We start from the raw sequence: 24,883 nt of genomic DNA, 5'->3' as shown, positions 1-24,883 counted from the left end.
AGGAGCAGCGGGAGCGCGCCAAGGCCGACGCCCAGGCCAAGAAGACCGGCCACGCCGACGTCGGCGCCTACCGCGAGATCGCCGACACCGCCGGCGAGACCGACTTCATCGGCTATACCGACACCGAGGGCGAGTCCACGATCGTCGGCATCCTGGTCGACGGCGTGTCCTCACCGGCCGCCACCGAGGGGGACGAGGTCGAGATCGTCCTCGACCGCACCCCGTTCTACGCCGAGGGCGGCGGCCAGATCGGCGACACCGGCCGCATCAAGGTCGACTCCGGTGCCGTCATCGAGGTCCGCGACTGCCAGAAGCCGGTCCCGGGCGTCTACGTCCACAAGGGCGTCGTCCAGGTCGGCGAGGTCACCGTCGGGGCCAAGGCCCACGCCACCATCGACGCCCGGCGCCGCAAGGCCATCGCCCGCGCCCACTCGGCCACCCACCTCACCCACCAGGCCCTGCGCGACGCCCTCGGCCCCACGGCCGCCCAGGCCGGTTCCGAGAACCAGCCGGGCCGCTTCCGCTTCGACTTCGGCTCCCCGTCGGCCGTACCGACGGCCGTGATGACCGACGTAGAGCAGAAGATCAACGAGGTGCTGGCCCGCGACCTCGACGTGCACGCCGAGATCATGGGCATCGACCAGGCCAAGAAGCAGGGCGCCATCGCCGAGTTCGGCGAGAAGTACGGCGAGCGCGTCCGCGTCGTCACCATCGGCGACTTCTCCAAGGAGCTGTGCGGTGGCACCCACGTGCACAACACCGCCCAGTTGGGCCTGGTGAAGCTGCTCGGCGAGTCCTCCATCGGCTCCGGTGTGCGCCGCATCGAGGCCCTGGTCGGCGTGGACGCCTACAACTTCCTCGCCCGTGAGCACACGGTCGTCAACCAGCTCACCGAGCTGCTCAAGGGCCGGCCGGAGGAGCTGCCCGAGAAGATCTCCGGCATGCTCGCCCGGCTGAAGGACGCCGAGAAGGAGATCGAGAAGTTCCGCGCCGAGAAGGTGCTCCAGGCCGCCGCGGGCCTCGCCGAGTCGGCCGAGGACGTCCACGGCGTCGCCGTCGTCACCGGTCAGGTCCCGGACGGCACCACGCCCGACGACCTGCGCAAGCTGGTCCTCGACGTGCGCGGCCGCATCCAGGGCGGCCGGGCCGCCGTGGTAGCCCTGTTCACCGTCAACAACGGCAAGCCCCTCACGGTCATCGCCACCAACGAGGCCGCCCGTGAGCGCGGCCTGAAGGCCGGTGACCTGGTCCGCACCGCCGCCAAGACCCTCGGCGGCGGCGGTGGCGGCAAGCCGGACGTCGCCCAGGGAGGCGGCCAGAACCCGGCCGCCGTCGGTGAGGCCGTCGACGCCGTGGAGCGCCTGGTCGCCGAGACCGCCAAGTAAGAACCGGTCAAGAAACGGTCGTGAAGATGAGAAGAGGACGCCGACTCGCGATCGACGTCGGTGACGCCCGTATCGGGGTCGCCTCCTGCGACCCCGACGGGATCCTCGCCACCCCGGTGGAAACGGTCCCCGGGCGGGACATCCCAGCGGCCCAGCGGCGACTCAAGCAGCTCGTCGAGGAGTACGAGCCGATCGAGGTCGTCGTCGGACTCCCTCGCTCCCTCAAGGGGGGCGAGGGCCCGGCGGCGGTCAAAGTCCGCGGTTTCGCCCAGGAACTGGCGCGCATGATCGCGCCGGTTCCGGTCAGGCTGGTCGACGAGCGCATGACCACGGTGACGGCCAGTCAGGGACTGCGCGCCTCCGGCGTGAAGTCCAAGAAGGGCCGCTCGGTGATCGACCAGGCGGCCGCCGTCATCATCCTGCAGCAGGCGCTGGAATCCGAACGGGTGTCAGGGAAATCTCCTGGCGAAGGCGTCGAAGTGGTCATCTGATCGCGATACGGTAACGTTCCGCGCGATGCGATGGTGTTCGAACAGCCACCGCACAGAGAGAGGCGGGACGGGAGCCGGGTCACAGCGCCGCGCAACCTGAAGCCTCGCGGCTCTAGGGGATCGATGACTGAGTATGGCCGGGGCCCAGGCTCCACACCGTGGCATCCGGAGGACCCGTTGTACGGGGACGGCGGATGGGGAGGACACGAGGGCCACGCCGCCCCGTCCCCTCACGGCGGCCAGTACCACCCGGAGCAGCCGCGGCAGCACTACGGCGACTGGGGAGGCGGCCGCCAGGGCACGCACGACCAGGGGCAGCAGGACTACCGGCAGTACGCGGACCAGCAGTACCAGCAGCCGGGACAGCATCCGGACGGACAGCGGTACGACGCGCAGGCGCAGCACCAGCCGCAGTACCCGGACGGGCAGGGGCAGCAGCACCAGCCGCAGTACCCGGGACAACAGGGGCAGCACGAGCAGCAGTACCCCGGTCAGGGGCAGCAGGACTACGGCGACGGCGGCTGGGACGGCGGCGGGCAGGCCCATGTGCCGTACACCCCCGACCCGGCGGACCCCTACGGCGCCCAGCCCGGTGCGTACGGCGGCGAGCAGCCCGACTTCTACCAGACGCCCGACGCGTATCCGCCCCCGGAGCCGCCGAACCGACGGCGCGCAGAGCCGGAACCGAAGACCGACTGGGACCCCGACCCCCAGGAGGTCGAGCACGCCTTCTTCGCGGACGGCGACGACGAGGACGACGTCGACGACGAGCCGGACGGCCGGCGTGGCCGCGGTGACCGGCGGGGACGCGGCGGCAAGACCGCCAAGGGCAAGAAGCGCCGCAACGGATGCGCCTGCCTGGTGGTCGTGCTGGTCTTCGGCGGCGGTGTCGGCACAGTCGGATATTTCGGGTACCAGTTCTACCAAAATCGTTTCGGCGCGGCGCCCGACTACGTGGGCGAGGGCGACGGTGAACAGGTCACGGTCACCATTCCGAAGGGCGCCGGCGGTTACACCATCGGCCAGGTGCTGAAACAGGCCGGTGTCGTCAAGAGCGTCGACGCGTTCGTCGCGGCACAGGAGCAGAACCCCAACGGCAAGAGCATCCAGGCGGGCACGTACACGCTGAACAAGCACATGTCCGCGGCCGCCGCCGTGCAGCTGATGCTCAGTCCGAAGAGCAAGAACAACCTGATCATCGCCGAGGGGTGGCGCAACACCAAGGTCTACGCGGCGATCGACCAGCGGCTGCAGCTCAAGCCGGGAACCACCGAGGACGTCGCCAAGAAGGAGTGGTCGACCTTCGGTCTGCCCGACTGGGCCAACAGCAGCAAGGAGATCAAGGACCCGCTGGAGGGCTTCCTCTATCCCTCCGCCTATCCGGTCTCCAAGGGCATGAAGCCCGAGGACGTCCTGAAGCAGATGGTCGACATGGCCAAGGAGAAGTACGCCGAGTTCGGCATCCAGGCCCAGGCCAAGAGCCTCAACCTGCAGAACCCGCTGCAGGTCCTCACGGTCGCGAGCCTCGTGCAGGCCGAGGGCAAGTACAAGCACGACTTCGAGAAGGTCGCGACGGTCGTCTACAACCGGCTCAAGCCGAACAACACCGAGACCTATGGCCTGCTCGACTTCGACTCGACGGTGAACTACCTGCGCGGCCAGTCGAAGCTCGACACCGGTTCCGTGAACGCTCTGCGGCAGATCGACGACCCGTACAACACCTACAAGATCAAGGGTCTGCCGCCCGGGCCGATCGACAACCCCGGGGAGGTGGCGATCAAGGCCGCCCTCAACCCGGTCAAGGGGAACTGGTACTACTTCGTCTCGATCAGCGAGAACGAGACGCTCTTCGCCGAGACGAACGAGGAGCAGAACCGCAACCGCGAGAAGTACCTGCAAGAGCAGAAGAAGGGTCAGTAAGGCTCATGACGGGCACCGCCGGCAAGCGCCGGGCCGCCGTCCTCGGCTCCCCGATCGCCCACTCCCTCTCCCCGGTGCTGCACCGCGCCGCCTACCAGGAGCTGGGGCTCAAGGACTGGTCCTACGACCGGTTCGAGGTCGACGAGCAGGCGCTGCCCGGTTTCCTCGCGGACCTCGGACCCGAGTGGGCGGGGCTGTCGCTGACCATGCCGCTCAAGCGGGCCGTCATCCCGCTGCTCGACTCGGTCAGCGACACGGCGGCCTCGGTGGAAGCGGTGAACACCGTCGTGTTCACCGAGGACGGGCGGCGCGTCGGGGACAACACCGACATCCCCGGCATGGTCGCCGCCCTGCGGGAGCGCGGCATCGAGGAGGTCGACTCCGCCGCGATCCTCGGCGCGGGCGCCACCGCCTCCTCCGCCTTGGCCGCGCTGGCCCGGATCTGCACCGGCCCCGTGGTCGCCTATGTCCGCAGCGAGGCCCGGGCCGCCGAGATGCGGCAGTGGGGCGAGCGGCTCGACGTCGACATCCGCACCGCCGACTGGGCGGACGCCGACCGGGCGCTGCGCGCGCCGCTGGTCGTCGCCACCACACCGGCCGGGGCGACGGACGCGCTGGCCGCCGCCGTCCCGGAGCGCCCGGCGACCCTGTTCGACGTGCTCTACGACCCCTGGCCCACGACCCTCGCGGCACGCTGGTCCGCCTACGGCGGTGCCGTCGTCAGCGGCCTCGACCTGCTGGTGCACCAGGCCGTCCTCCAGGTCGAACAGATGACGGGCCGTGCCCCGGCCCCGCTGGACGCCATGCGCAAGGCGGGGGAGCACGCCCTGGCAGCCCGGTAGAAGACGGCCCCCGGCCCGTCCGCCTGATGGGACCCGGGGCCGGTCACGCCGCCGGACGTGGGAGGATCGGAGGCGGCGGGACAGGGGCCGCGCACCCGGTCACGCCGTCGCCGTACGCGAGGACGCGCGTACGCAGGGCAGTACCAGGGCGCGAGCACTGAGGAGCATCGTTGAGCAGGTTGCGCTGGCTGACCGCGGGGGAGTCCCACGGTCCCGCACTTGTCGCGACGCTGGAGGGCCTTCCCGCCGGCGTGCCGATCACCACCGAGATGGTGGCGGACCACCTGGCGAGGCGGCGGCTGGGCTATGGACGCGGTGCGCGGATGAAGTTCGAGCGCGACGAGGTCACGTTCCTGGGCGGTGTCCGGCACGGTCTCACCCTGGGCTCCCCGGTGGCGATCATGGTCGGCAACACCGAGTGGCCCAAGTGGGAACAGGTCATGGCGGCCGACCCGGTGGACCCGGAGGTGCTGGCGGGGCTGGCGCGTAACGCTCCGTTGACCCGGCCGCGTCCGGGGCACGCGGACCTGGCGGGGATGCAGAAGTACGGCTTCGACGAGGCTCGCCCGGTGCTGGAGCGGGCGTCGGCGCGGGAGACGGCGGCGCGGGTGGCGCTGGGTGCGGTGGCGCGGTCCTACCTGAAGGAGACGGCCGGGATCGAGATCCTCTCCCATGTGGTGGAGCTGGCCTCCGCCAAGGCCCCCTACGGCGTCTACCCGACCCCCGCCGACGTCGAGAAGCTGGACGCGGATCCGGTGCGGTGCCTGGACAGGGACACGTCGAAGGCGATGGTCGCGGAGATCGACCAGGCGCACAAGGACGGCGACACGCTCGGTGGCGTGGTCGAGGTTCTGGCGTACGGCGTCCCGGTCGGACTCGGGTCGCACGTGCACTGGGACCGGCGCCTGGACGCGCGGCTCGCGGCGGCCCTGATGGGCATCCAGGCGATCAAGGGTGTGGAGGTCGGCGACGGGTTCGAGCTGGCGCGCGTGCCCGGCTCGAAGGCGCACGACGAGATCGTCACCACGCCCGAGGGCATCAAGCGGGCCACGGGCCGCTCCGGCGGGACCGAGGGTGGCCTGTCCACCGGTGAGCTGCTGCGGGTCCGCGCCGCGATGAAGCCGATCGCGACGGTGCCGCGGGCGCTGCAGACGGTGGACGTCTCCACCGGTGAGCCGGCGCAGGCCCACCACCAGCGCTCGGACGTGTGCGCCGTCCCGGCGGCCGGGATCGTCGCCGAGGCGATGGTCGCCCTGGTCCTGGCCGACGCGGTGGCGGAGAAGTTCGGCGGTGACAGCGTGACCGAGACCCGTCGCAACGTACGGGGCTACCTCGACAGCCTGGCGATCCGGTGAGTGCGGTGCCTGTGGTCGTGCTGGTCGGCCCGATGGGGGTCGGCAAGTCCACGGTGGGACAGTTGCTGGCCGAGCGGCTGGGTGTCGGCTACCGGGACACGGACCAGGACATCGTGGCCGAGCAGGGCCGGTCCATCGCCGACATCTTCGTGGACGAGGGTGAGCCGGCCTTCCGCGCTCTGGAGAAGGCGGCGGTCCACAAGGCCCTGTCCGAGCACGACGGCGTGCTGGCCCTGGGTGGCGGAGCGATCCTCGACGACGAGACCCGCGCGCTGCTTCCCTCGCACCGTGTCGTCTACCTCTCGATGGACGTCGAGGAGGCGGTCAAGCGCACCGGGCTGAACACGGCCCGTCCGCTGCTGGCGGTCAACCCGCGCCGGCAGTGGCGGGAGCTGATGGAGGCCCGTCGTCACCTGTACGAGGAGGTCGCGACGGCCGTCGTGGCCACCGACGGGCGCAGCCCCGAAGAAGTCGCCCAAGCGGTCCTTGACGCACTGGAGTGGAAAGAAGCATGAGCGAGGCAGTCACCCGGATCCAGGTCGGCGGCACGGCGGGCACCGACCCCTACGAGGTCCTGGTCGGCCGCCAACTCCTGGGCGAGCTGGCCGGGTTGATCGGGCACAAGGCCAAGCGGGTCGCGGTGATCCACCCCGAGGCGCTGGCCGAGACGGGCGAGGCGCTGCGCGGCGACCTGGCCGAGCAGGGCTATGAGACCGTGGCCATCCAGGTGCCCAACGCGGAGGAGGCCAAGACCGCCGAGGTCGCCGCCTACTGCTGGAGGGCGCTGGGCCAGTCCGGCTTCACCCGCACCGACGTCATCGTCGGGGTCGGCGGCGGAGCGACCACCGACCTGGCCGGTTTCGTGGCCGCGACCTGGCTGCGCGGGGTGCGCTGGATCGCGATCCCGACCACCGTCCTGGCGATGGTGGACGCGGCGGTCGGCGGCAAGACCGGCATCAACACCGCCGAGGGCAAGAACCTGGTCGGCGCCTTCCACCCGCCCGCCGGTGTGCTGTGCGACCTGGCCGCGCTGGACTCCCTGCCGGTCAACGACTACGTCTCCGGGCTCGCCGAGGTCATCAAGGCCGGTTTCATCGCCGACCCGGTGATCCTGGAGCTGATCGAGGCGGACCCGCAGGCCGCCCGCACTCCCGCCGGCGCGCACACCGCGGAGCTGATCGAGCGGTCCATCAGGGTCAAGGCGGAGGTCGTCTCCTCCGACCTGAAGGAGTCGGGCCTGAGGGAGATCCTCAACTACGGGCACACGCTCGGCCACGCGATCGAGAAGAACGAGCGGTACAAGTGGCGCCACGGCGCCGCCGTCGCCGTCGGCATGCTCTTCGCGGCCGAACTCGGGCGTCTGGCGGGCCGGTTGGACGACGCGACCGCCGACCGGCACCGCACGATCCTTGAGGCGGTGGGGCTGCCGCTGCACTACCGCTACGACCAGTGGCCCAAGTTGCTGGAGACGATGAAGGTCGACAAGAAGTCCCGCGGCGACCTGTTGCGCTTCATCGTCCTGGACGGCCTGGCCAAGCCCACCGTGCTGGAAGGCCCCGACCCCGCGGTTCTGCTCGCCGCGTACGGCGAAGTCGGGCAGTAGCCGCGTACCGGCAAGTCGGGCAGTGGCTCCATCCGGTCCCGGGCGGCGGGCGACTCGTTCCCCTCGGGACCGGTTGCCCCGATTCGCCTGCGGGGATGGGCACTTCGGGCCGCTCCCGGCCGTTCACACAACGGCGGCCGGGGACGGTACCGTTCGGTAGGGAGCGGGGGATCACCCCCCGCTGCCAGTGTCGAACGCCCGTGAGCCCCAACACGAGACGGAGTGGCCACCGGATGCAGCACGCAGTGGGAGCTCCGCTGCCGCCGCCCCACCAGCCGGGGCACGGCCCGGCGACCACCTGGTCACCGGCCGCACACCACCCGGGACAGCCGGGCGCCCACCCGGGCCCCGCACCGCGGACCACGCCCACGCCGGGCTTCACGGCGCCACCGGCACCCCCCGGAGCACCTCCCGCCCACCGGCCGCCGCAGCACACGCCCGTCCCGCCCCCGCCGGACCCCACCGGGCAGATGCGGCTCCCGCCGGGCGCCCCGGTCGGTGTGCCGAGCGCACCCCCCGCCGCCGGCGCGCCCGACCCCGCGTCCGCCACGCTCGCCGTGCTGCTCATCGGCCCCGCGGGCGCCGGCAAGACCAGCGTCGCCAAGTACTGGGCCGACCACCGCCGGGTCCCCACGGCCCACATCAGCCTGGACGACGTCCGCGAATGGGTCCGCTCGGGCTTCGCCGACCCGCAGTCGGGGTGGAACGACAATTCGGAGGCGCAGTACCGTCTCGCCCGCCGCACCTGCGGCTTCGCGGCCCGCAACTTCCTGGCCAACGGCATCTCGTGCATCCTCGACGACGCCGTCTTCCCGGACCGCCCGGTGGTCGGCCTCGGTGGCTGGAAACGGCATGTGGGCCCCGGACTGCTGCCGGTCGTCCTGCTGCCCGGACTGGAGATCGTCCTGGAGCGCAACGCGGAGCGCACGGGCAACCGCCGGCTCACCGACGAGGAGGTGGCCCGCATCCACGGCCGCATGGCCGGCTGGTACGGCTCCGGCCTGCCGATCATCGACAACTCCCAGCTCGATGTGGAGGGCACGGCCCGCGTGCTGGACGAGGTCCTGGCCCGCGCCATCGCGAGCCCGCCGAAGTGGTGACGCGGTAGCGCGGCAGACGTCCCCGTCCACGGAGCGTCGTACCCGCCGCCCGTCCGGCCCTCTGGACCGGCGATATTCGGCCACCGCTCGTAGGCTCGGGTCATGTCAGAGGTGTACGCGGCCCGCCGGGAGCGGCTCAGGGAACGCTGCAGCGCGGGTGGCGGTGGGACGGCATTGGTCTCCCGCCCCGCCAACGTCCGGTATCTCGCGGGCGCCGCGCCCAAGGGCGCCGTGCTGCTGCTGGGCATCGGCGAGGACGTGCTGGTGTGCGCCGGACCGCCGGACGATCACCCCGCCGACGGGCGGCCCGACGAGGCGCTGCGGGTGCGCGTTCTGCCGGTGACCGGCGGCGACCCCGCCGTCGCCGCCGCCGACCTGGCCGCGGCACAGGGCGCCGAGTCCCTGGCGGTGGAGGAGCACCACCTCACCGTGGCCCGGCACCGCTCCCTGCGCTCGGTCGCACCGAGGCTGCGGCTCACGGACCTCGGCGGCGCGGTCGAGCAGTTGCGGGTCGTCAAGGACGAGGAGGAGATCGCCCTTCTCAGGATCGGCGCGGAGATCGTCGACCAGGCCCTGAGCGAGTTGCTGGAGTCGATCCTCGTCGGCCGCACCGAGCGCCATCTCGCCCTCGAACTGGAGCGCCGCCTCGTCGACCACGGCGCCGACGGACCCGCCTTCACCACCTCCGTCGCCACCGGTCCGAACGCCGGCCGCCGCGGCCACCGCCCCACCGACCGGCGTGTGGAAGAGGGCGACTTCCTCTCCGTCTGTCTCGGCGCCGCCTACCGCGGCTACCGCTGCGAGATCGGTCGTACCTTCGTCATCGGCACCTCGCCCGCCGACTGGCAGATCGAGCTGTACGACCTGGTCTTCGCCGCCCAGCGCGCCGGACGCCAGGCCCTCGCCCCCGGCGCCGCGTACCGGGACGTGGACCGGGCCGCACGTCAGGTGCTGGACTCCGCGGGGTACGGCGGGGCGCTGCCGCCGCTGACCGGGCACGGTGTGGGACTCGAAATCGACGAGGACCCTCAGTTGGCCCCCGCGGCCATGGGTAAACTGGACGCTTGCGTGCCGGTCACCGTCGAACCGGGGGTCCACCTCCCGGGCCGGGGCGGTGTCCGGATCGATGACACGCTCGTCGTACGCCCCGAGGCGGACGGCGGACCCGAGCTACTCACCATCACGACCAAGGAGCTGCTGGCACTGTAGGTGCCTGCCCCGGGGTCGTACGTCAGTCCAGGAGATTCCGCAACCGTGGCTTCCACGAACGACCTCAAGAACGGCATGGTGCTCAAGCTCGAAGGCGGCCAGCTCTGGTCCGTCGTCGAGTTCCAGCACGTCAAGCCCGGCAAGGGCCCCGCTTTCGTGCGCACCAAGCTCAAGAACGTGCTCTCCGGCAAAGTCGTCGACAAGACCTTCAACGCCGGTGTCAAGGTCGAGACGGCCACTGTCGACAAGCGCGACATGCAGTTCTCGTACATGGACGGCGACTACTTCGTCTTCATGGACATGGAGACGTACGACCAGCTGCACGTCGACCGCAAGGCCGTCGGTGACGCCGCCAACTTCCTCATCGAGGGGTTCACGGCCACCGTCGCCCAGCACGAGGGCGAGGTCCTCTTCGTCGACCTGCCGGCCGCCGTGGAGCTGACCGTCGCCGAGACCGAGCCGGGCGTCCAGGGCGACCGCTCCACCGGTGGCACCAAGCCCGCCACCCTGGAGACCGGCCACCAGATCCAGGTCCCGCTCTTCATCACCACCGGTGAGAAGATCAAGGTCGACACCCGCACGAGCGACTACCTCGGCCGGGTGAACAGCTAACCGTGGCTGCCCGTAACACGGCCCGTAAGCGCGCCTTCCAGATCCTCTTCGAAGGCGACCAGCGCGGGGCCGACGTCGTGACGGTCCTCGCGGACTGGATCCGGCTCTCGCGGACCGACACCCGGCAGCCGCCGGTGAGCGAGTACACCATGCAGCTGGTCGAGGGCTACGCGCAGCACACGAAGCGCATCGACGAGCTGATCGCGCAGTACGCGGTCGGCTGGACGCTGGACCGGATGCCGGTGGTCGACCGCAACATCCTGCGCCTCGGTGCCTACGAACTGATCTGGGTCGACGAGACGCCGGACGCCGTGGTGCTCGACGAGATGGTGCAGCTCGCCAAGGAGTTCTCCACGGACGAGTCCCCGGCGTTCGTCAACGGCCTCCTCGGCCGCCTGAAGGACCTGAAGCCGTCGTTGCGCCGTGACGAGGGCTGACGAGAAGTACCCGAAAACGCCGGAGGGCCCGCAGCGCGTGTGCTGGGGGCCCTCCGGCGTTCTCGGCCCTCCGGCGTTCTCAGCGTGGTGGCCGTGCCTGGCCGAAAACGCTGCCGGGGTGGCCGGAACCATGCGGTTCCGGCCACCCCGGCGGCACGTTTCTGCTGGGACCTGGGCGGTCAGCTCTCCTCGTGGGAGGCCACCGCGCGGCGCGCGTCCGCGTCCAGGACTCCCCAGCTGATCAGCTGCTCGGTCAGGACGGAGGGCGACTGGTCGTAGATGACTGCGAGCGTGCGCAGGTCGTCCTGGCGGATCGACAGCACCTTGCCGTTGTAGTCACCGCGCTGCGACTGGATCGTCGCCGCGTACCGCTGGAGCGGGCCCGCCTTCTCCGCCGGCACGTTGGCCAGGCGCTCCAGGTCCAGAACCAGCTTCGGCGGCGGCTCGGCGGCTCCACCGGGGGTGGTGCCGGGCAGCAGCTCCTGCACCGGGACCCCGTAGAAATCCGCCAGCTCGGCCAGGCGCTGCACGGTGACGGCGCGGTCGCCGCGCTCGTACGAACCGACCACGACCGCCTTCCAGCGTCCCTGGGACTTCTCTTCCACACCGTGGAGGGAAAGGCCCTGCTGGGTGCGGATCGCCCGGAGCTTGGCCCCGAGCTGTTTGGCGTATTCGCTGGACATATAGCTCCCCGGACACGGTGTCGACGTGCGGCTCGGCCGCGCGGCTGGTGACTCACTGTGAGGTTACGCAGCGTGACTCTTCTCCGTCAAGCCGAATGGTCCGGACCGACCCTTCCGTGGTAGACGGCGTGCGGCACCGCCGGACGGGTGACGCGGTGCGCCAGGGGGGTGACCGGGCTCCGCCCCCGGGCTGGTACTGTGTATGGCGCAATTCCGACGTCCTTTAAAGTCCGTCCCGTGAGGCGGAGAAGGAGGTCCTTTTCGTATGGACACGCGGCATTCCGATGCTCGACCCGTCCTCGAAGGTCCTGACATCGCGCGGGTGCTGACCCGCATCGCCCACGAGATCGTCGAGCGCGCAAGGGGCGCCGACGACGTGGTGCTCCTCGGCATTCCGACCCGAGGCGTCTTCCTCGCCCGGCGGCTCGCCGACAAGCTCGAGCAGATCACCGGCCGCAAGGTCCCGGTCGGCTCCCTCGACATCACCATGTACCGCGACGACCTGCGCATGCAGCCGCCGCGGGCGCTGGCCCGCACCGAGATCCCCGGTGACGGCATCGACGGCCGCCTCGTCGTCCTCGTCGACGACGTGCTCTTCTCCGGCCGCACCATCCGTGCCGCCCTCGACGCCCTGAACGACATCGGGCGTCCCCGCGCGGTCCAGCTCGCGGTCCTCGTCGACCGCGGCCACCGCGAACTGCCGATCCGCGCCGACTACGTCGGCAAGAACCTCCCCACGTCGCTGCGGGAGACGGTCAAGGTCCAGCTCGCCGAGGAGGACGGTCGCGACACCGTGCTGCTCGGTGTGAAGCAGACCGTCCACGGCGCGCAGCACTAGCACTCCGGCGCGTACGACGAGCCGCCGTACGCCTCGCGAGTGCGCCCCGACGCGCGCCTGTCTGTACCAAATCTCCCGAATGAACCGTCTTACGGAGCCTGAAAGATGCAGCGTCATCTCATCTCGGCCGCCGACCTCACCCGCGACGACGCCGTTCTGATCCTCGACACCGCCGAGGAGATGGCACGGGTCGCGGACCGGCCGATCAAGAAGCTGCCGACCCTGCGCGGCCGCACCGTCGTCAACCTCTTCTTCGAGGACTCCACCCGCACCCGGATCTCCTTCGAGGCCGCCGAGAAGCGTCTGTCCGCGGACGTCATCAACTTCTCCGCCAAGGGGTCCAGCGTGTCCAAGGGGGAGTCCCTGAAGGACACCGCCCAGACCCTGGAGGCCATGGGTGTCGACGCCGTCGTCATCCGGCACGGCGCCTCCGGAGCCCCCTACCGCCTGGCCAACTCCGGCTGGATCGACGCCGCCGTCATCAACGCCGGCGACGGCACCCACCAGCACCCCACCCAGGCCCTGCTCGACGCCTTCACCATGCGTCGCCGCCTGGTCGGCCGGGACGCCGGTATAGGGCGTGACCTCGCCGGCAAGCGCATCACGATCGTCGGCGACGTGCTGCACAGCCGGGTCGCCCGTTCCAACGTCGACCTGCTGCACACCCTCGGCGCCGACGTCACGCTCGTCGCCCCGCCCACCCTGCTGCCGGTCGGCGTCGGCTCCTGGCCGTGCGAGGTCTCGTTCGATCTCGACAGCACCCTCCCCAAGTCCGACGCGGTGATGATGCTCCGCGTCCAGCGGGAGCGCATGAACGCCGCCTTCTTCCCGACCGAGCGCGAGTACTCCCGGCGCTACGGCCTCGACGCCGACCGCATGGCGAAGATGCCGGAGCACGCCATCGTGATGCACCCCGGCCCGATGGTCCGCGGCATGGAGATCACCGCCGAGGTCGCCGACTCCGACCGCTGCACCGCCGTCGAGCAGGTGGCGAACGGCGTCTCCATCCGCATGGCGGTCCTGTACCTGCTGCTGGGTGGCGCCGTGTTCGACCCCAAGACCGCGCCCGCCGTCACCGACGCCCGCCCGCCCGTCTCCCACCACCACCCTTCCGACGAGCGCTCCGCGCACCCCCTTTCTGCCGCCGAGGAGAACCAGAACCGATGAGCAAGACCCTGATCCGTGGTGCGAAGGTGCTCGGCGGCGAGCCGCAGGACGTGCTGATCGACGGTGAGGTCGTCGAGGCGGTCGGCACCGGTCTGTCCGCCGAGGGAGCGGAGGTCGTCGAGGCCGGCGGCAAGGTGCTGCTCCCCGGCCTCGTCGATCTGCACACCCACCTGCGCGAGCCCGGCCGCGAGGACTCCGAGACCGTCCTGACCGGTACGCGGGCCGCCGCCAAGGGCGGCTACACCGCCGTGTTCGCGATGGCCAACACCTTCCCGGTCGCCGACACCGCCGGTGTCGTCGAGCAGGTCTGGCGGCTGGGCCGCGAGCACGGCTACTGCGACGTGCAGCCCATCGGCGCCGTCACGGTCGGCCTGGAGGGCAAGAAGCTCGCGGAGCTGGGCGCCATGCACGAGTCGGCGGCGGGCGTCACGGTCTTCTCCGACGACGGCAAGTGCGTCGACGACGCGGTGATCATGCGCCGGGCGCTGGAGTACGTGAAGGCCTTCGGCGGCGTGGTCGCCCAGCACGCGCAGGAGCCGCGGCTGACCGAGGGCGCCCAGATGAACGAGGGCGTCGTCTCCGCCGAGCTGGGCCTCGGCGGCTGGCCGGCCGTCGCCGAGGAGTCGATCATCGCGCGCGACGTCCTCCTGGCCGACCACGTCGGCTCCCGCGTCCACATCTGCCACCTGTCGACCGCCGGCTCCGTCGAGATCGTGCGCTGGGCCAAGTCCCGCGGCATCGACGTCACCGCCGAGGTCACCCCGCACCACCTCCTCCTCACCGACGAGCTGGTGCGCACCTACAACCCGATCTACAAGGTCAACCCGCCGCTGCGCACCGAGCGCGACGTGCTGGCGCTGCGCGAGGCGCTCGCCGACGGCACGATCGACATCGTCGCCACCGACCACGCCCCGCACCCGCACGAGGACAAGGACTGCGAGTGGGCCGCCGCCGCCATGGGCATGGTCGGCCTGGAGACCGCGCTGTCCGTGGTCCAGGAGACGATGGTCGACACCGGGCTGCTCGACTGGGCGGGCGTCGCGGAGCGCATGTCCTCCAAGCCCGCGAAGATCGGCCGGGCCACCGGCCACGGCCGCCCCGTCTCGGCAGGTGAGCCCGCCAACCTCACGCTCGTCGACACGGCATACCGTGGGCAGGTGGACCCCGCGGGCTTCGCCTCGCGCAGCCGCAACACCCCTTACGAGGGCCGTGAGCTGCCGGGCCGTGTCACGCACACCTGGCTGCGGGGCAAGGCCACGCTCGTCGACGGGAAGCTCACGTGACACCTGTACTCCTGTTCGCGGCCGAGAAGAGATCGGCCCAGGTCACCGACTGGACCGACCGCATCGGCTGGCTCGTCGGACTGGCCCTGTTCGTCGCGCTCGTCTACTGGCTGATGCGCGAGGGCTGGAAGTGGCGCGCCACCCTGCAGAGCGACCTGCCGGAGCTGCCGACCGCTCCCGAGGAGCCCGGCGAGGCGAAACTCACGATGAGCGGCCGCTACCACGGCTCCACCACCGCCGGGCAGTGGCTCGACCGCATCGTGGCCCACGGCCTGGGCACCCGCAGCCGCGTCGAGCTCACGCTGACGGACGCGGGCCTGGACGTCGTACGCCCCGGAGCGACGGACTTCTTCGTCCCGGCCGAGCGGCTGCGCGAAGTCCGGCTCGACAAGGGCATCGCCGGAAAGGTCCTCACCGAGGGCGGACTGCTGGTGGTGACCTGGGCGCACGGCGACAAGCTGATCGACTCGGGCTTCCGCTCGGACCGCGCGGCCGAGCACAACGACTGGGTCGACACCCTGAACCAGATGATCCACAAGACGGAAGGCGCACGATGACGACCTCCACCAGGGGAGCCGAGAAGTCTCCCGCCGTACTCGTCCTGGAGGACGGCCGGATCTTCCGCGGCCGCGCCTACGGGGCCGTGGGGGTGACCTTCGGCGAAGCCGTGTTCTCCACCGGCATGACCGGCTACCAGGAGACCCTCACCGACCCGTCCTACCACCGCCAGGTCGTGGTCATGACCGCCCCCCACGTCGGCAACACCGGCGTCAACGACGAGGACCCCGAGTCCAAGCGGATCTGGGTCGCCGGCTACGTCGTACGCGACCCCGCGCGCAAGCCCTCCAACTGGCGGGCCAAGCGCTCGCTCGACGACGAACTGCGCGCGCAGGGCGTCGTCGGCATCAGCGGCATCGACACCCGGGCCCTGACCCGCCACCTGCGCGAGCGCGGCGCCATGCGCGTGGGCATCTTCTCCGGCGACACGCTGCCCGACGAGGGCACGATGCTCGCCGAGGTGCGCCAGGCGCCGGAGATGAAGGGCGCGAACCTCTCCGCCGAGGTCGCCACCACCGAGCCGTACGTCGTCCCCGCGATCGGTGAGAAGAAGTTCACGGTCGCCGCGGTCGACCTGGGCATCAAGGGCATGACCCCGCACCGCATGGCCGAGCGTGGCATCGAGGTCCATGTGCTGCCCGCGACGGCGACCGCCGAGGACGTCCACGCCGTCAACCCCGACGGCGTGTTCTTCTCCAACGGCCCCGGCGACCCGGCCACCGCCGACCACGCCGTCTCGGTCATGCAGGCCGTCCTGGAGCGCGGCACGCCGCTGTTCGGCATCTGCTTCGGCAACCAGATCCTCGGTCGCGCCCTGGGCTTCGGCACCTACAAGCTGAAGTACGGCCACCGCGGCATCAACCAGCCGGTGCAGGACCGTACGACCGGCAAGGTCGAGGTCACCGCGCACAACCACGGCTTCGCCGTCGACGCCCCGCTCCACAAGGTCTCCGACACCCCCTACGGCCGCGCCGAGGTCTCCCACGTCTGCCTCAACGACAACGTGGTGGAGGGCCTCCAGCTCCTCGACAAGCCGGCCTTCAGCGTCCAGTACCACCCCGAGGCGGCCGCCGGTCCCCACGACGCCGCGTACCTGTTCGACCGCTTCGTGAAGCTCATGGAGGGCCAGCGTGCCTAAGCGCACCGATATCCAGTCCGTCCTGGTCATCGGCTCCGGCCCGATCGTCATCGGCCAGGCCGCCGAGTTCGACTACTCCGGCACCCAGGCCTGCCGCGTCCTGAAGGCCGAGGGCCTCAGGGTCATCCTCGTCAACTCCAACCCGGCGACGATCATGACCGACCCGGAGATCGCCGACGCCACCTACGTGGAGCCGATCACCCCGGACTTCGTCGAGAAGATCATCGCCAAGGAGCGCCCCGACGCGCTGCTGCCCACCCTGGGCGGCCAGACGGCGCTCAACACGGCGATCTCGTTGCACGAGAACGGCGTCCTGGAGAAGTACGGCGTCGAGCTGATCGGCGCCAAGGTGGAGGCCATCCACAAGGGCGAGGACCGCGACCAGTTCAAGGAGGTCGTGGAGGAGGTCCGCAAGAAGATCGGGCACGGCGAGTCCGCCCGCTCGGTGATCTGCCACTCCATGGACGAGGTCCTCGCCGGCGTCGAGGAGCTGGGCGGCTACCCGGTCGTCGTCCGCCCCTCCTTCACCATGGGCGGCGCCGGCTCCGGCTTCGCGCACGACGAGGAGGAGCTACGCCGCATCGCGGGCACCGGCCTCGCGCTCTCGCCGACCACCGAGGTGCTCCTGGAGGAGTCCATCCTCGGCTGGAAGGAGTACGAGCTGGAGCTGATGCGCGACAAGCACGACAACGTCGTGGTCGTCTGCTCCATCGAGAACTTCGACCCGATGGGCGTGCACACCGGCGACTCCATCACCGTCGCCCCGGCGATGACCCTGACCGACCGCGAGTACCAGATCCTGCGGGACATCGGCATCGCCGTGATCCGCGAGGTCGGCGTCGACACCGGCGGCTGCAACATCCAGTTCGCGGTGAACCCCGAGGACGGTCGCGTGATCGTCATCGAGATGAACCCGCGCGTGTCGCGTTCGTCCGCCCTCGCCTCCAAGGCGACCGGCTTCCCGATCGCCAAGATCGCGGCCAAGCTCGCCGTCGGCTACACCCTCGACGAGATCCCGAACGACATCACCCAGGAGACCCCGGCCTCCTTCGAACCGACCCTCGACTATGTGGTCGTCAAGGCGCCGCGGTTCGCGTTCGAGAAGTTCCCGAGCGCCGACAACACGCTGACCACCACCATGAAGTCGGTCGGCGAGGCCATGGCCATCGGCCGCAACTTCACCGAGGCGTTCCAGAAGGCGCTGCGCTCGCTGGAGCAGAAGGGCAGCCAGTTCACGTTCGTGGGTGAGCCCGGGGACAAGGATGAACTGCTGCGTGAGGCCGCCCGCCCCACCGACGGCCGGATCAACACCGTCATGCAGGCCATCCGCGCGGGCGCCACGCCCGAGGAGGTCTTCGAGTCCAGCAAGATCGACCCGTGGTTCGTCGACCAGCTCTTCCTGATCAAGGAGATCGCGGACGAACTGGCCGCTGCCGACCGCCTGGACGCCGACCTGCTCGCCGAGGCCAAGCGGCACGGCTTCTCCGACCAGCAGATCGCCGAGATCCGGGGTTCGCGCGAGGACGTGGTGCGCGAGGTGCGGCACGCCCTCGGCGTTCGCCCGGTGTACAAGACGGTCGACACCTGCGCCGCCGAGTTCGCCGCGAAGACGCCGTACTTCTACTCCTCCTACGACGAGGAGAGCGAGGTCGCGCCCCGCGAGAAGCCCGCGGTGATCATCCTGGGCTCCGGCCCCAACCGCATCGGCCAGGGCATCGAGTTCGACTACTCGTGCGTCCACGCCTCCTTCGCGCTCAGCGATGCCGGCTACGAGACCGTGATGGTCAACTGCAACCCGGAGACGGTCTCCACGGACTACGACACCTCCGACCGCCTGTACTTCGAGCCGCTGACGCTCGAGGACGTGCTGGAGATCGTCCACGCCGAGCAGCAGGCCGGGCCGGTCGCGGGCGTCGTGGTCCAGCTGGGCGGCCAGACCCCGCTCGGCCTCGCGCAGGCGCTGAAGGACAACGGCGTGCCGATCGTGGGCACCTCGCCCGAGGCGATCCACGCCGCCGAGGACCGCGGCGCCTTCGGCCGCGTGCTGGCGGAGGCCGGTCTCCCGGCCCCCAAGCACGGCACCGCCACCACCTTCGAGGAGGCCAAGGCCATCGCGGACGAGATCGGCTACCCGGTCCTCGTCCGGCCGTCCTACGTCCTCGGCGGGCGCGGCATGGAGATCGTCTACGACGAGTCCCGCCTCGCCGCGTACATCGCCGAGTCGACCGAGATCAGCCCCTCCCGGCCGGTGCTGGTCGACCGCTTCCTCGACGACGCGATCGAGATCGACGTCGACGCCCTGTACGACGGCGAGGAGCTGTACCTCGGCGGCGTGATGGAGCACATCGAGGAGGCCGGCATCCACTCCGGCGACTCGGCGTGCGCGCTGCCCCCGATCACGCTGGGCGGCTTCGACATCAAGCGCCTGCGGGCCTCCACGGAGGCCATCGCGCGGGGCGTCGGCGTCCGAGGCCTGATCAACATCCAGTTCGCGATGGCGGGCGACATCCTCTACGTCCTCGAGGCCAACCCGCGCGCCTCCCGTACGGTCCCCTTCACCTCGAAGGCGACGGCGGTGCCGCTTGCGAAGGCCGCCGCGCGCATCTCGCTGGGCGCGACCATCGCCGAGCTGCGCGAGGAGGGCCTGCTGCCGAAGAACGGCGACGGCGGCGAGCTGCCGCTGGACGCGCCGATCTCCGTCAAGGAGGCCGTGATGCCCTGGTCGCGGTTCCGCGACATCCACGGCCGCGGTGTCGACACCGTCCTCGGCCCGGAGATGCGCTCCACCGGCGAGGTCATGGGCATCGACTCCGTCTTCGGCACGGCGTACGCCAAGTCGCAGGCGGGCGCCTACGGTCCGCTGCCGACCAAGGGCCGTGCGTTCATCTCGGTCGCCAACCGCGACAAGCGTTCGATGATCTTCCCGGCGCGTGAGCTGGTCGCGCACGGCTTCGAGCTGCTCGCCACCTCCGGCACGGCCGAGGTCCTCAAGCGCAACGGCATCAATGCGACGGTCGTGCGCAAGCAGTCCGACGGCACCGGCCCGAACGGCGAGAAGACCATCGTCCAGATGATCCACGACGGCGACGTCGACCTCATCGTCAACACCCCCTACGGCACCGGCGGCCGTCTCGACGGCTACGACATCCGTACGGCGGCGGTGGCCCGCTCCGTGCCGTGTCTGACGACGGTCCAGGCGCTGGCCGCGGCGGTCCAGGGCATCGACGCGCTCAACCACGGCGACGTGGGCGTCCGCTCACTCCAGGAACACGCCGAATTCCTGACCGCGGCCCGCGACTAGCAGCCGACGAGGGGGACACCGAAAACGGTGTCCCCCTCTTCATGAGCATCATGAGGACTCCTGAGGACTCCCGAGACATGTACAAGCTTTTCTTCCGCCTGGTCTTCCAGCGGATGGACCCGGAGCAGGCCCACTACCTGGCCTTCCGCTGGATCCGCCTCGCCGCCCGCATCCCCGTGCTGCGCACCTTCCTGGCGGCCGCCCTCGCGCCCCGCTACAAGGAGCTGCGCACGGAGGCCTTCGGGCTGCGCATGCACGGCCCGTTCGGACTGGCGGCCGGCTTCGACAAGAACGCCGTCGCGATCGACGGGATGTCGATGCTGGGCTTCGACCACGTCGAGATCGGCACGGTGACGGGGGAGCCGCAGCCCGGCAACCCCAAGAAGCGGCTGTTCCGCCTCGTCGCGGACCGTGCGCTGATCAACCGCATGGGCTTCAACAACGAGGGGTCGCTCGCCGTCGCCGCGCGCCTGGCGACCCGTACGCCTGTGTTCAAGACGGTGGTGGGCGTCAACATCGGCAAGACCAAGGTCGTCCCGGAGGCCGAGGCCGCCCAGGACTACGTGGAGTCGACCGAGCGGCTCGCGCCGTACGCCGACTACCTGGTCGTCAACGTCTCCTCCCCGAACACGCCGGGCCTGCGCAATCTGCAGGCCACCGAGGCGCTGCGCCCGCTGCTGACCGCCGTCCGCGAGGCCGCGGACCGTACGGTCCGCGCGCGGCGCGTACCGCTCCTCGTGAAGATCGCCCCGGATCTCGCCGACGAGGACATCGACGCCGTCGCCGACCTGGCGGTGGAGCTGGGCCTGGACGGGATCATCGCCACGAACACCACCATCGCGCGCGAGGGCCTCGGCCTGAAATCGGAGCCCTCACTTGTGAAGCAGACCGGCGGACTGTCGGGCGCACCGCTGAAAACGCGCTCTCTGGAGGTCCTGCGGCGCCTCTACGCGCGCGTGGGCGACCGCATCACCCTGGTGGGCGTCGGCGGCATCGAGACCGCCGAGGACGCCTGGCAGCGCATCCTGGCCGGTGCCACGCTGGTGCAGGGCTACAGCGCCTTCATCTACGAGGGGCCCTTCTGGAGCCGCGCCATCCACAAGGGACTTCTCGCCCGCCTCCGTACGAGCCCGTACACCACCCTCGCCGACGCGGTCGGCGCCGACGTGAGGAAGGCCGCATGAGTCCTCTGGAGCCCTTCGGCGCGCGTCTGCGCCGCGCCATGGACGAGCGCGGCCCGCTCTGCGTCGGGATCGACCCGCACGCCTCGCTGCTCACGGAGTGGGGCCTGAACGACGATGTCGCCGGGCTGGAGCGGTTCAGCCGCACCGTCGTGGAGGCCACGGCCGACCGGGTCGCCGTGCTCAAGCCGCAGAGCGCGTTCTTCGAGCGGTTCGGGTCGCGCGGCGTCGCCGTCCTGGAGAAGGCGGTCGCCGAGGCACGGGCGGCCGGGGCGCTGGTCGTCATGGACGCCAAGCGCGGCGACATCGGCTCGACCATGGCCGCGTACGCCGAGTCCTTCCTGCATAAGGACGCCCCGCTGTTCTCCGACGCGCTCACCGTCTCGCCGTACCTCGGCTACGGCTCCCTGAAGCCGGCCGTGGAGCTGGCGCGGGAGAGCGGAGCCGGGCTGTTCGTGCTCGCCCTGACATCCAACCCGGAGGGCGGCGAGGTGCAGCACGCCCTGCGGTCCGACGGACGGAACGTCGGAGCGACGATGCTCGCCCACCTCGCGGCCGAGAACGCGGGGGAGGGGCCTCTCGGCTCCTTCGGTGCGGTCGTCGGCGCCACGCTCGGCGACCTGTCGTCGTACGACCTGGACATCAACGGGCCGCTCCTCGCCCCCGGCATCGGTGCCCAGGGGGCCACTCCGGCCGATCTTCCGGCCGTGTTCGGCGCGGCGGTGCGCAATGTCGTCCCGAACGTCAGCCGGGGTGTTCTTCGTCACGGTCCCGACGTCGTCGCGCTGCGTGACGCCGCGCAACGCTTCGCCGACGAGATCCGGGACGCCCTGGACGCGGAGTAGTGCCTCGCGGGGGCGCGCAGGCGCGCGGAAGAGTCCATCCAGAACGGCTCGAGGTCTGGATACATCCTCAAATCCGGGGCAGTATGTCCGAAAGGTCCGTCTCAACAGAGGCTGACCAGGACTTTTCCGCTGTTCTCGCTGACTCTGGCGGACTTGCCCGCTAGTCTCCGACGAGTGAGGGCACCTCCCGCGCCCTCAAGGTAGTGGGGGAGAACGGGCAAGCGTGTTGCTCGTAGCTCCCCAGGTGTGGGGCGACTAGGTTCCTCACCGGTCCGTATCCGACAGTTCGACATCCGAGGTGACGTAGGCGTGGCTCTTCCGCCCCTTACCCCCGAACAGCGCGCAGCCGCGCTCGAAAAGGCCGCCGCGGCTCGCCGGGAGCGGGCCGAGGTCAAGAATCGACTCAAGCACTCCGGCGCCTCCCTTCACGAGGTCATCAAGCAGGGCCAGGAGAACGACGTCATCGGCAAGATGAAGGTCTCCGCCCTCCTCGAGTCCCTGCCGGGCGTGGGCAAGGTCCGCGCCAAGCAGATCATGGAGCGACTCGGTATCTCCGAGAGCCGCCGCGTGCGGGGCCTCGGTTCCAACCAGATCGCCTCTCTCGAGCGCGAGTTCGGCGGCGCCGCCAGCTGAGTCCGGGGCACTCCGGGATTGCTGGGATAATCGCTGCATGAGTGAACGTCCGCGGCTGACCGTGCTCTCCGGCCCCTCGGGGGTCGGCAAGAGCACGGTCGTCGCCCATATGCGCAAGGAACACCCCGAGGTCTGGCTCTCGGTGTCGGCGACGACCCGCGCGCCCCGCCCCGGTGAACGGCACGGAGTCCACTACTTCTTCGTCACCGACGACGAGATGGACAAGCTGATCGCCAACGGCGAGCTGCTGGAGTGGGCCGAGTTCGCCGGCAACCGCTACGGGACGCCGCGGGCCGCCGTGATCGAGCACCTCGAGGCCGGGGTGCCGGTCCTGCTGGAGATCGACCTCCAGGGTGCCCGGCAGGTCCGCGAGTCCATGCCCGAGGCACAGCTCGTGTTCCTGGCTCCTCCCTCCTGGGAGGAGCTGGTGCGCAGACTCACCGGGCGGGGCACCGAGCCGCCCGAGGTCATCGAGCGCCGCTTGGAGGCGGCCAAGACGGAGCTGGCGGCCGAGCCCGAGTTCGACGAGACCCTGGTCAACACCTCGGTCGAGGACGTGGCGCGCGAGCTGCTAGCCTTGATGAACGTTGTGTGATCAGGGTTGTGTGATCAGGTCTGATCTTTCCCATCTTTCGGAAGGTAGAGCGTGTCCTCTTCCATCACCGCGCCCGAGGGCATCATCAACCCGCCGATCGACGAGCTCCTCGAGGCCACCGACTCGAAGTACAGCCTCGTGATCTACGCGGCCAAGCGGGCCCGCCAGATCAACGCGTACTACTCGCAGCTCGGTGAGGGCCTCCTCGAGTACGTCGGTCCGCTCGTGGACACCCACGTCCACGAGAAGCCGCTCTCGATCGCTCTGCGCGAGATCAACGCGGGTCTGCTGACCTCCGAGTCCGTCGAGGGCCCGGCCCAGTGACCATGCGGTGACGATAAGTAGTATCTACTGATCGCAGTAGGTTTTTCCACAGGCCCGGCAGCGCGACTGTCGGGCCTGTGGTGTCTCATAGACGCGTACGCCGATGAGCCGCGGCGTACAGGTGTCGAGTGCGGGGAGGTCCGGTGGGCAAGCCGAAGGTCGTTCTGGGGGTCAGTGGCGGCATCGCCGCGTACAAGGCGTGTGAGCTGCTGCGCAGACTGACCGAGTCCGGGCATGACGTCCGCGTCGTGCCGACCGCCTCCGCGCTGCATTTCGTTGGCGCCGCCACCTGGTCCGCCCTCTCCGGCAACCCGGTCTCCACGGAGGTCTGGGACGACGTCCACGAGGTCGCGCACGTCCGCATCGGCCAGAGCGCCGACCTGGTGGTGGTCGCCCCGGCCACCGCCGACACGCTCGCCAAGGCCGCCCACGGCCTCGCCGACGACCTCCTCACCAACACGCTCCTGACCGCCCGCTGCCCGGTCGTCTTCGCCCCGGCCATGCACACGGAGATGTGGGAGCACCCGGCCACACAGGAGAACGTGGCGACGCTGCGCCGCCGCGGCGCCGTCGTCATCGAACCGGCGGTCGGCCGGCTGACCGGCGTCGACACCGGCAAGGGCCGACTGCCCGAACCGGCCGAGATCTTCGAGATCTGCCGCCGGGTGCTCGCCCGAGGCGTCAGCGAGCCCGACCTCGCGGGGCGGCACGTCGTCGTCAGCGCCGGCGGCACCCGTGAGCCCCTCGACCCCGTCCGCTTCCTCGGCAACCGCTCCTCCGGCAAGCAGGGCTACGCCCTCGCGCGCACGGCTGCGGCCCGGGGCGCCCGCGTCACCCTGATCGCCGCGAACACGGGTCTGCCCGACCCGGCCGGAGTCGACGTCATACCGGTGGAGACCGCGGTGCAGCTGCGCGAGGCGGTCCTCAAGGCGGCCGCGGACGCCGACGCCGTCGTGATGGCGGCGGCGGTGGCGGACTTCCGCCCGGCGACCTACGCACCGGGGAAGATCAAGAAGAAGGACGGGCAGGACCCGAAGCCCATCACCCTGGTCAGGAATCCCGACATCCTGGCGGAGATCTCGGCCGACCGCGCCCGCCCGGAGCAGATCGTCGTCGGTTTCGCCGCGGAGACCGACGACGTGCTGGCGAACGGCCGGGCGAAGCTGGCGCGCAAGGGCTGCGACCTGCTCGTGGTGAACGAGGTGGGGGAGCGCAAGACCTTCGGCTCCGAGGAGAACGAGGCGGTCGTGCTGGGCGCCGACGGCAGCGAGACCCCGGTGCCGTACGGGCCCAAGGAGGCCCTCGCCGAGACGGTGTGGGACCTCGTCTCCCACCGCCTCACCTGAAGATGTCCTGCACTTCACGGCTCGTTCAAGCCCCGGA

General features: G+C 70.6%; 24 protein-coding genes. 23 read left to right on the top strand and 1 reads right to left on the bottom strand.

All coding sequences use genetic code 11. From position 1 onward, the window contains the following. From AB0N14_RS25255 to nusB, 11 genes are all read left to right on the top strand, one after another. On the top strand, window positions 1-1,385 hold a 1,385-nt coding region (locus tag AB0N14_RS25255; protein WP_366027968.1), incomplete at its 5' end, for an alanine--tRNA ligase-related protein. Between the two features lie 26 nt (window positions 1,386-1,411). Then, window positions 1,412-1,876, top strand: coding sequence for a Holliday junction resolvase RuvX (ruvX, locus tag AB0N14_RS25250; protein ID WP_263234698.1), 465 nt, complete (start codon window positions 1,412-1,414; stop codon window positions 1,874-1,876). Between the two features lie 123 nt (window positions 1,877-1,999). After that, window positions 2,000-3,796 carry an endolytic transglycosylase MltG gene (mltG, locus tag AB0N14_RS25245; protein ID WP_366027967.1) on the top strand — a complete coding sequence of 599 codons (1,797 nt, stop codon included), beginning with the start codon at window positions 2,000-2,002 and terminating at the stop codon, window positions 3,794-3,796. A gap of 5 nt (window positions 3,797-3,801) precedes the next feature. Beyond that, window positions 3,802-4,638, top strand: a complete 837-nt coding sequence (locus AB0N14_RS25240; RefSeq protein ID WP_366027966.1) for a shikimate dehydrogenase — start codon at window positions 3,802-3,804, stop codon at window positions 4,636-4,638. Between the two features lie 170 nt (window positions 4,639-4,808). Next, window positions 4,809-5,993: a chorismate synthase gene (gene aroC / locus AB0N14_RS25235; protein ID WP_366027965.1), complete on the top strand. Its 1,185-nt coding sequence runs from the start codon at window positions 4,809-4,811 to the stop codon at window positions 5,991-5,993. After that, window positions 5,990-6,508, top strand: a complete 519-nt coding sequence (locus AB0N14_RS25230) for a shikimate kinase (protein WP_366027964.1) — start codon at window positions 5,990-5,992, stop codon at window positions 6,506-6,508. The genes aroC and AB0N14_RS25230 overlap by 4 nt, the downstream gene beginning before the upstream one ends. Further along, window positions 6,505-7,596, top strand: coding sequence for a 3-dehydroquinate synthase (gene aroB, locus AB0N14_RS25225; RefSeq protein WP_366027963.1), 1,092 nt, complete (start codon window positions 6,505-6,507; stop codon window positions 7,594-7,596). Before AB0N14_RS25230 ends, aroB begins: the two co-directional genes overlap by 4 nt. Window positions 7,597-7,829: 233 nt before the next feature. Then, window positions 7,830-8,696, top strand: coding sequence for a Pro-rich N-terminal domain-containing protein (locus tag AB0N14_RS25220; RefSeq protein ID WP_366027962.1), 867 nt, complete (start codon window positions 7,830-7,832; stop codon window positions 8,694-8,696). A gap of 102 nt (window positions 8,697-8,798) precedes the next feature. Then, window positions 8,799-9,905, top strand: a complete 1,107-nt coding sequence (locus AB0N14_RS25215; RefSeq protein ID WP_366027961.1) for an aminopeptidase P family protein — start codon at window positions 8,799-8,801, stop codon at window positions 9,903-9,905. 45 nt (window positions 9,906-9,950) lie between these two features. Then, on the top strand, window positions 9,951-10,517 hold the full coding sequence (gene efp, locus AB0N14_RS25210; RefSeq protein ID WP_366027960.1) for an elongation factor P: 567 nt from the start codon (window positions 9,951-9,953) through the stop codon (window positions 10,515-10,517). 2 nt (window positions 10,518-10,519) lie between these two features. Further along, complete coding sequence (nusB, locus tag AB0N14_RS25205; RefSeq protein WP_366027959.1) at window positions 10,520-10,954, top strand: transcription antitermination factor NusB; 435 nt, start codon at window positions 10,520-10,522, stop codon at window positions 10,952-10,954. 179 nt (window positions 10,955-11,133) lie between these two features. Here nusB and bldD read toward each other — a convergent pair whose 3' ends face one another. After that, window positions 11,134-11,637, bottom strand: coding sequence for a transcriptional regulator BldD (gene bldD, locus AB0N14_RS25200; protein ID WP_103844821.1), 504 nt, complete (start codon window positions 11,635-11,637; stop codon window positions 11,134-11,136). Window positions 11,638-11,902: 265 nt separating this feature from the next. Between bldD and pyrR the strand changes: the two genes are divergently transcribed. The 12 genes from pyrR (at window position 11,903) to coaBC (ending at window position 24,846) form a co-directional block, all read left to right on the top strand. Further along, window positions 11,903-12,475 (top strand): bifunctional pyr operon transcriptional regulator/uracil phosphoribosyltransferase PyrR, encoded by a 573-nt coding sequence (gene pyrR, locus AB0N14_RS25195; protein ID WP_366027958.1) that lies wholly within the window; start codon window positions 11,903-11,905, stop codon window positions 12,473-12,475. Between the two features lie 105 nt (window positions 12,476-12,580). Further along, window positions 12,581-13,642, top strand: coding sequence for an aspartate carbamoyltransferase catalytic subunit (locus tag AB0N14_RS25190; RefSeq protein WP_366027957.1), 1,062 nt, complete (start codon window positions 12,581-12,583; stop codon window positions 13,640-13,642). Then, window positions 13,639-14,925: a dihydroorotase gene (locus AB0N14_RS25185; RefSeq protein ID WP_366027956.1), complete on the top strand. Its 1,287-nt coding sequence runs from the start codon at window positions 13,639-13,641 to the stop codon at window positions 14,923-14,925. The genes AB0N14_RS25190 and AB0N14_RS25185 overlap by 4 nt, the downstream gene beginning before the upstream one ends. Beyond that, window positions 14,922-15,482 (top strand): hypothetical protein, encoded by a 561-nt coding sequence (locus AB0N14_RS25180; RefSeq protein WP_366027955.1) that lies wholly within the window; start codon window positions 14,922-14,924, stop codon window positions 15,480-15,482. Before AB0N14_RS25185 ends, AB0N14_RS25180 begins: the two co-directional genes overlap by 4 nt. Next, window positions 15,479-16,621, top strand: coding sequence for a glutamine-hydrolyzing carbamoyl-phosphate synthase small subunit (gene carA / locus AB0N14_RS25175; protein WP_366027954.1), 1,143 nt, complete (start codon window positions 15,479-15,481; stop codon window positions 16,619-16,621). The genes AB0N14_RS25180 and carA overlap by 4 nt, the downstream gene beginning before the upstream one ends. Further along, window positions 16,614-19,922: a carbamoyl-phosphate synthase large subunit gene (gene carB, locus AB0N14_RS25170; RefSeq protein ID WP_366027953.1), complete on the top strand. Its 3,309-nt coding sequence runs from the start codon at window positions 16,614-16,616 to the stop codon at window positions 19,920-19,922. The genes carA and carB overlap by 8 nt, the downstream gene beginning before the upstream one ends. 77 nt (window positions 19,923-19,999) lie before the next feature. Further along, window positions 20,000-21,106, top strand: coding sequence for a quinone-dependent dihydroorotate dehydrogenase (locus tag AB0N14_RS25165; RefSeq protein WP_366027952.1), 1,107 nt, complete (start codon window positions 20,000-20,002; stop codon window positions 21,104-21,106). Then, a complete protein-coding gene (gene pyrF / locus AB0N14_RS25160; protein WP_366027951.1) occupies window positions 21,103-21,948 on the top strand; it encodes an orotidine-5'-phosphate decarboxylase in 846 nt (281 codons plus the stop codon). Before AB0N14_RS25165 ends, pyrF begins: the two co-directional genes overlap by 4 nt. A 309-nt stretch (window positions 21,949-22,257) precedes the next feature. Continuing rightward, the gene (locus AB0N14_RS25155) at window positions 22,258-22,581 is read left to right on the top strand and encodes an integration host factor (RefSeq protein WP_055492888.1); all 324 of its coding nucleotides are present in this window, start codon (window positions 22,258-22,260) and stop codon (window positions 22,579-22,581) included. A gap of 37 nt (window positions 22,582-22,618) precedes the next feature. Next, window positions 22,619-23,176 (top strand): guanylate kinase, encoded by a 558-nt coding sequence (gene gmk, locus AB0N14_RS25150; protein WP_200421181.1) that lies wholly within the window; start codon window positions 22,619-22,621, stop codon window positions 23,174-23,176. Window positions 23,177-23,227: 51 nt separating this feature from the next. Next, on the top strand, window positions 23,228-23,500 hold the full coding sequence (gene rpoZ, locus AB0N14_RS25145) for a DNA-directed RNA polymerase subunit omega (protein ID WP_200421180.1): 273 nt from the start codon (window positions 23,228-23,230) through the stop codon (window positions 23,498-23,500). A 143-nt stretch (window positions 23,501-23,643) separates the two neighbouring features. After that, window positions 23,644-24,846 (top strand): bifunctional phosphopantothenoylcysteine decarboxylase/phosphopantothenate--cysteine ligase CoaBC, encoded by a 1,203-nt coding sequence (gene coaBC, locus AB0N14_RS25140; RefSeq protein WP_366027950.1) that lies wholly within the window; start codon window positions 23,644-23,646, stop codon window positions 24,844-24,846. Window positions 24,847-24,883: the final 37 nt, after the last annotated feature.

It is taken from the genome of Streptomyces sp. NPDC051104 (genome assembly GCF_040682835.1).
In the GTDB taxonomy this organism is placed as follows: Bacteria; Actinomycetota; Actinomycetes; order Streptomycetales; family Streptomycetaceae; genus Streptomyces; species Streptomyces cynarae.
The sequence above is the reverse complement of the archived record's forward strand: the minus strand, read 5'-3'. Positions and strand labels throughout refer to the sequence as shown.

Bases quoted from the DNA above. Each gene is read 5' to 3' on its own strand.
- bldD (WP_103844821.1), bottom strand. From the start codon at position 11,637: ATGTCCAGCGAATACGCCAAACAGCTCGGGGCCAAGCTCCGGGCGATC.
- pyrF (WP_366027951.1), top strand. From the start codon at position 21,103: ATGAGTCCTCTGGAGCCCTTCGGCGCGCGTCTGCGCCGCGCCATGGAC.
- AB0N14_RS25240 (WP_366027966.1), top strand. From the start codon at position 3,802: ATGACGGGCACCGCCGGCAAGCGCCGGGCCGCCGTCCTCGGCTCCCCG.
- carA (WP_366027954.1), top strand. From the start codon at position 15,479: ATGACGACCTCCACCAGGGGAGCCGAGAAGTCTCCCGCCGTACTCGTC.
- AB0N14_RS25215 (WP_366027961.1), top strand. From the start codon at position 8,799: ATGTCAGAGGTGTACGCGGCCCGCCGGGAGCGGCTCAGGGAACGCTGC.
- AB0N14_RS25165 (WP_366027952.1), top strand. From the start codon at position 20,000: ATGTACAAGCTTTTCTTCCGCCTGGTCTTCCAGCGGATGGACCCGGAG.
- gmk (WP_200421181.1), top strand. From the start codon at position 22,619: ATGAGTGAACGTCCGCGGCTGACCGTGCTCTCCGGCCCCTCGGGGGTC.
- mltG (WP_366027967.1), top strand. From the start codon at position 2,000: ATGACTGAGTATGGCCGGGGCCCAGGCTCCACACCGTGGCATCCGGAG.
- pyrR (WP_366027958.1), top strand. From the start codon at position 11,903: ATGGACACGCGGCATTCCGATGCTCGACCCGTCCTCGAAGGTCCTGAC.
- ruvX (WP_263234698.1), top strand. From the start codon at position 1,412: ATGAGAAGAGGACGCCGACTCGCGATCGACGTCGGTGACGCCCGTATC.
- aroB (WP_366027963.1), top strand. From the start codon at position 6,505: ATGAGCGAGGCAGTCACCCGGATCCAGGTCGGCGGCACGGCGGGCACC.
- AB0N14_RS25190 (WP_366027957.1), top strand. From the start codon at position 12,581: ATGCAGCGTCATCTCATCTCGGCCGCCGACCTCACCCGCGACGACGCC.
- AB0N14_RS25185 (WP_366027956.1), top strand. From the start codon at position 13,639: ATGAGCAAGACCCTGATCCGTGGTGCGAAGGTGCTCGGCGGCGAGCCG.
- AB0N14_RS25220 (WP_366027962.1), top strand. From the start codon at position 7,830: ATGCAGCACGCAGTGGGAGCTCCGCTGCCGCCGCCCCACCAGCCGGGG.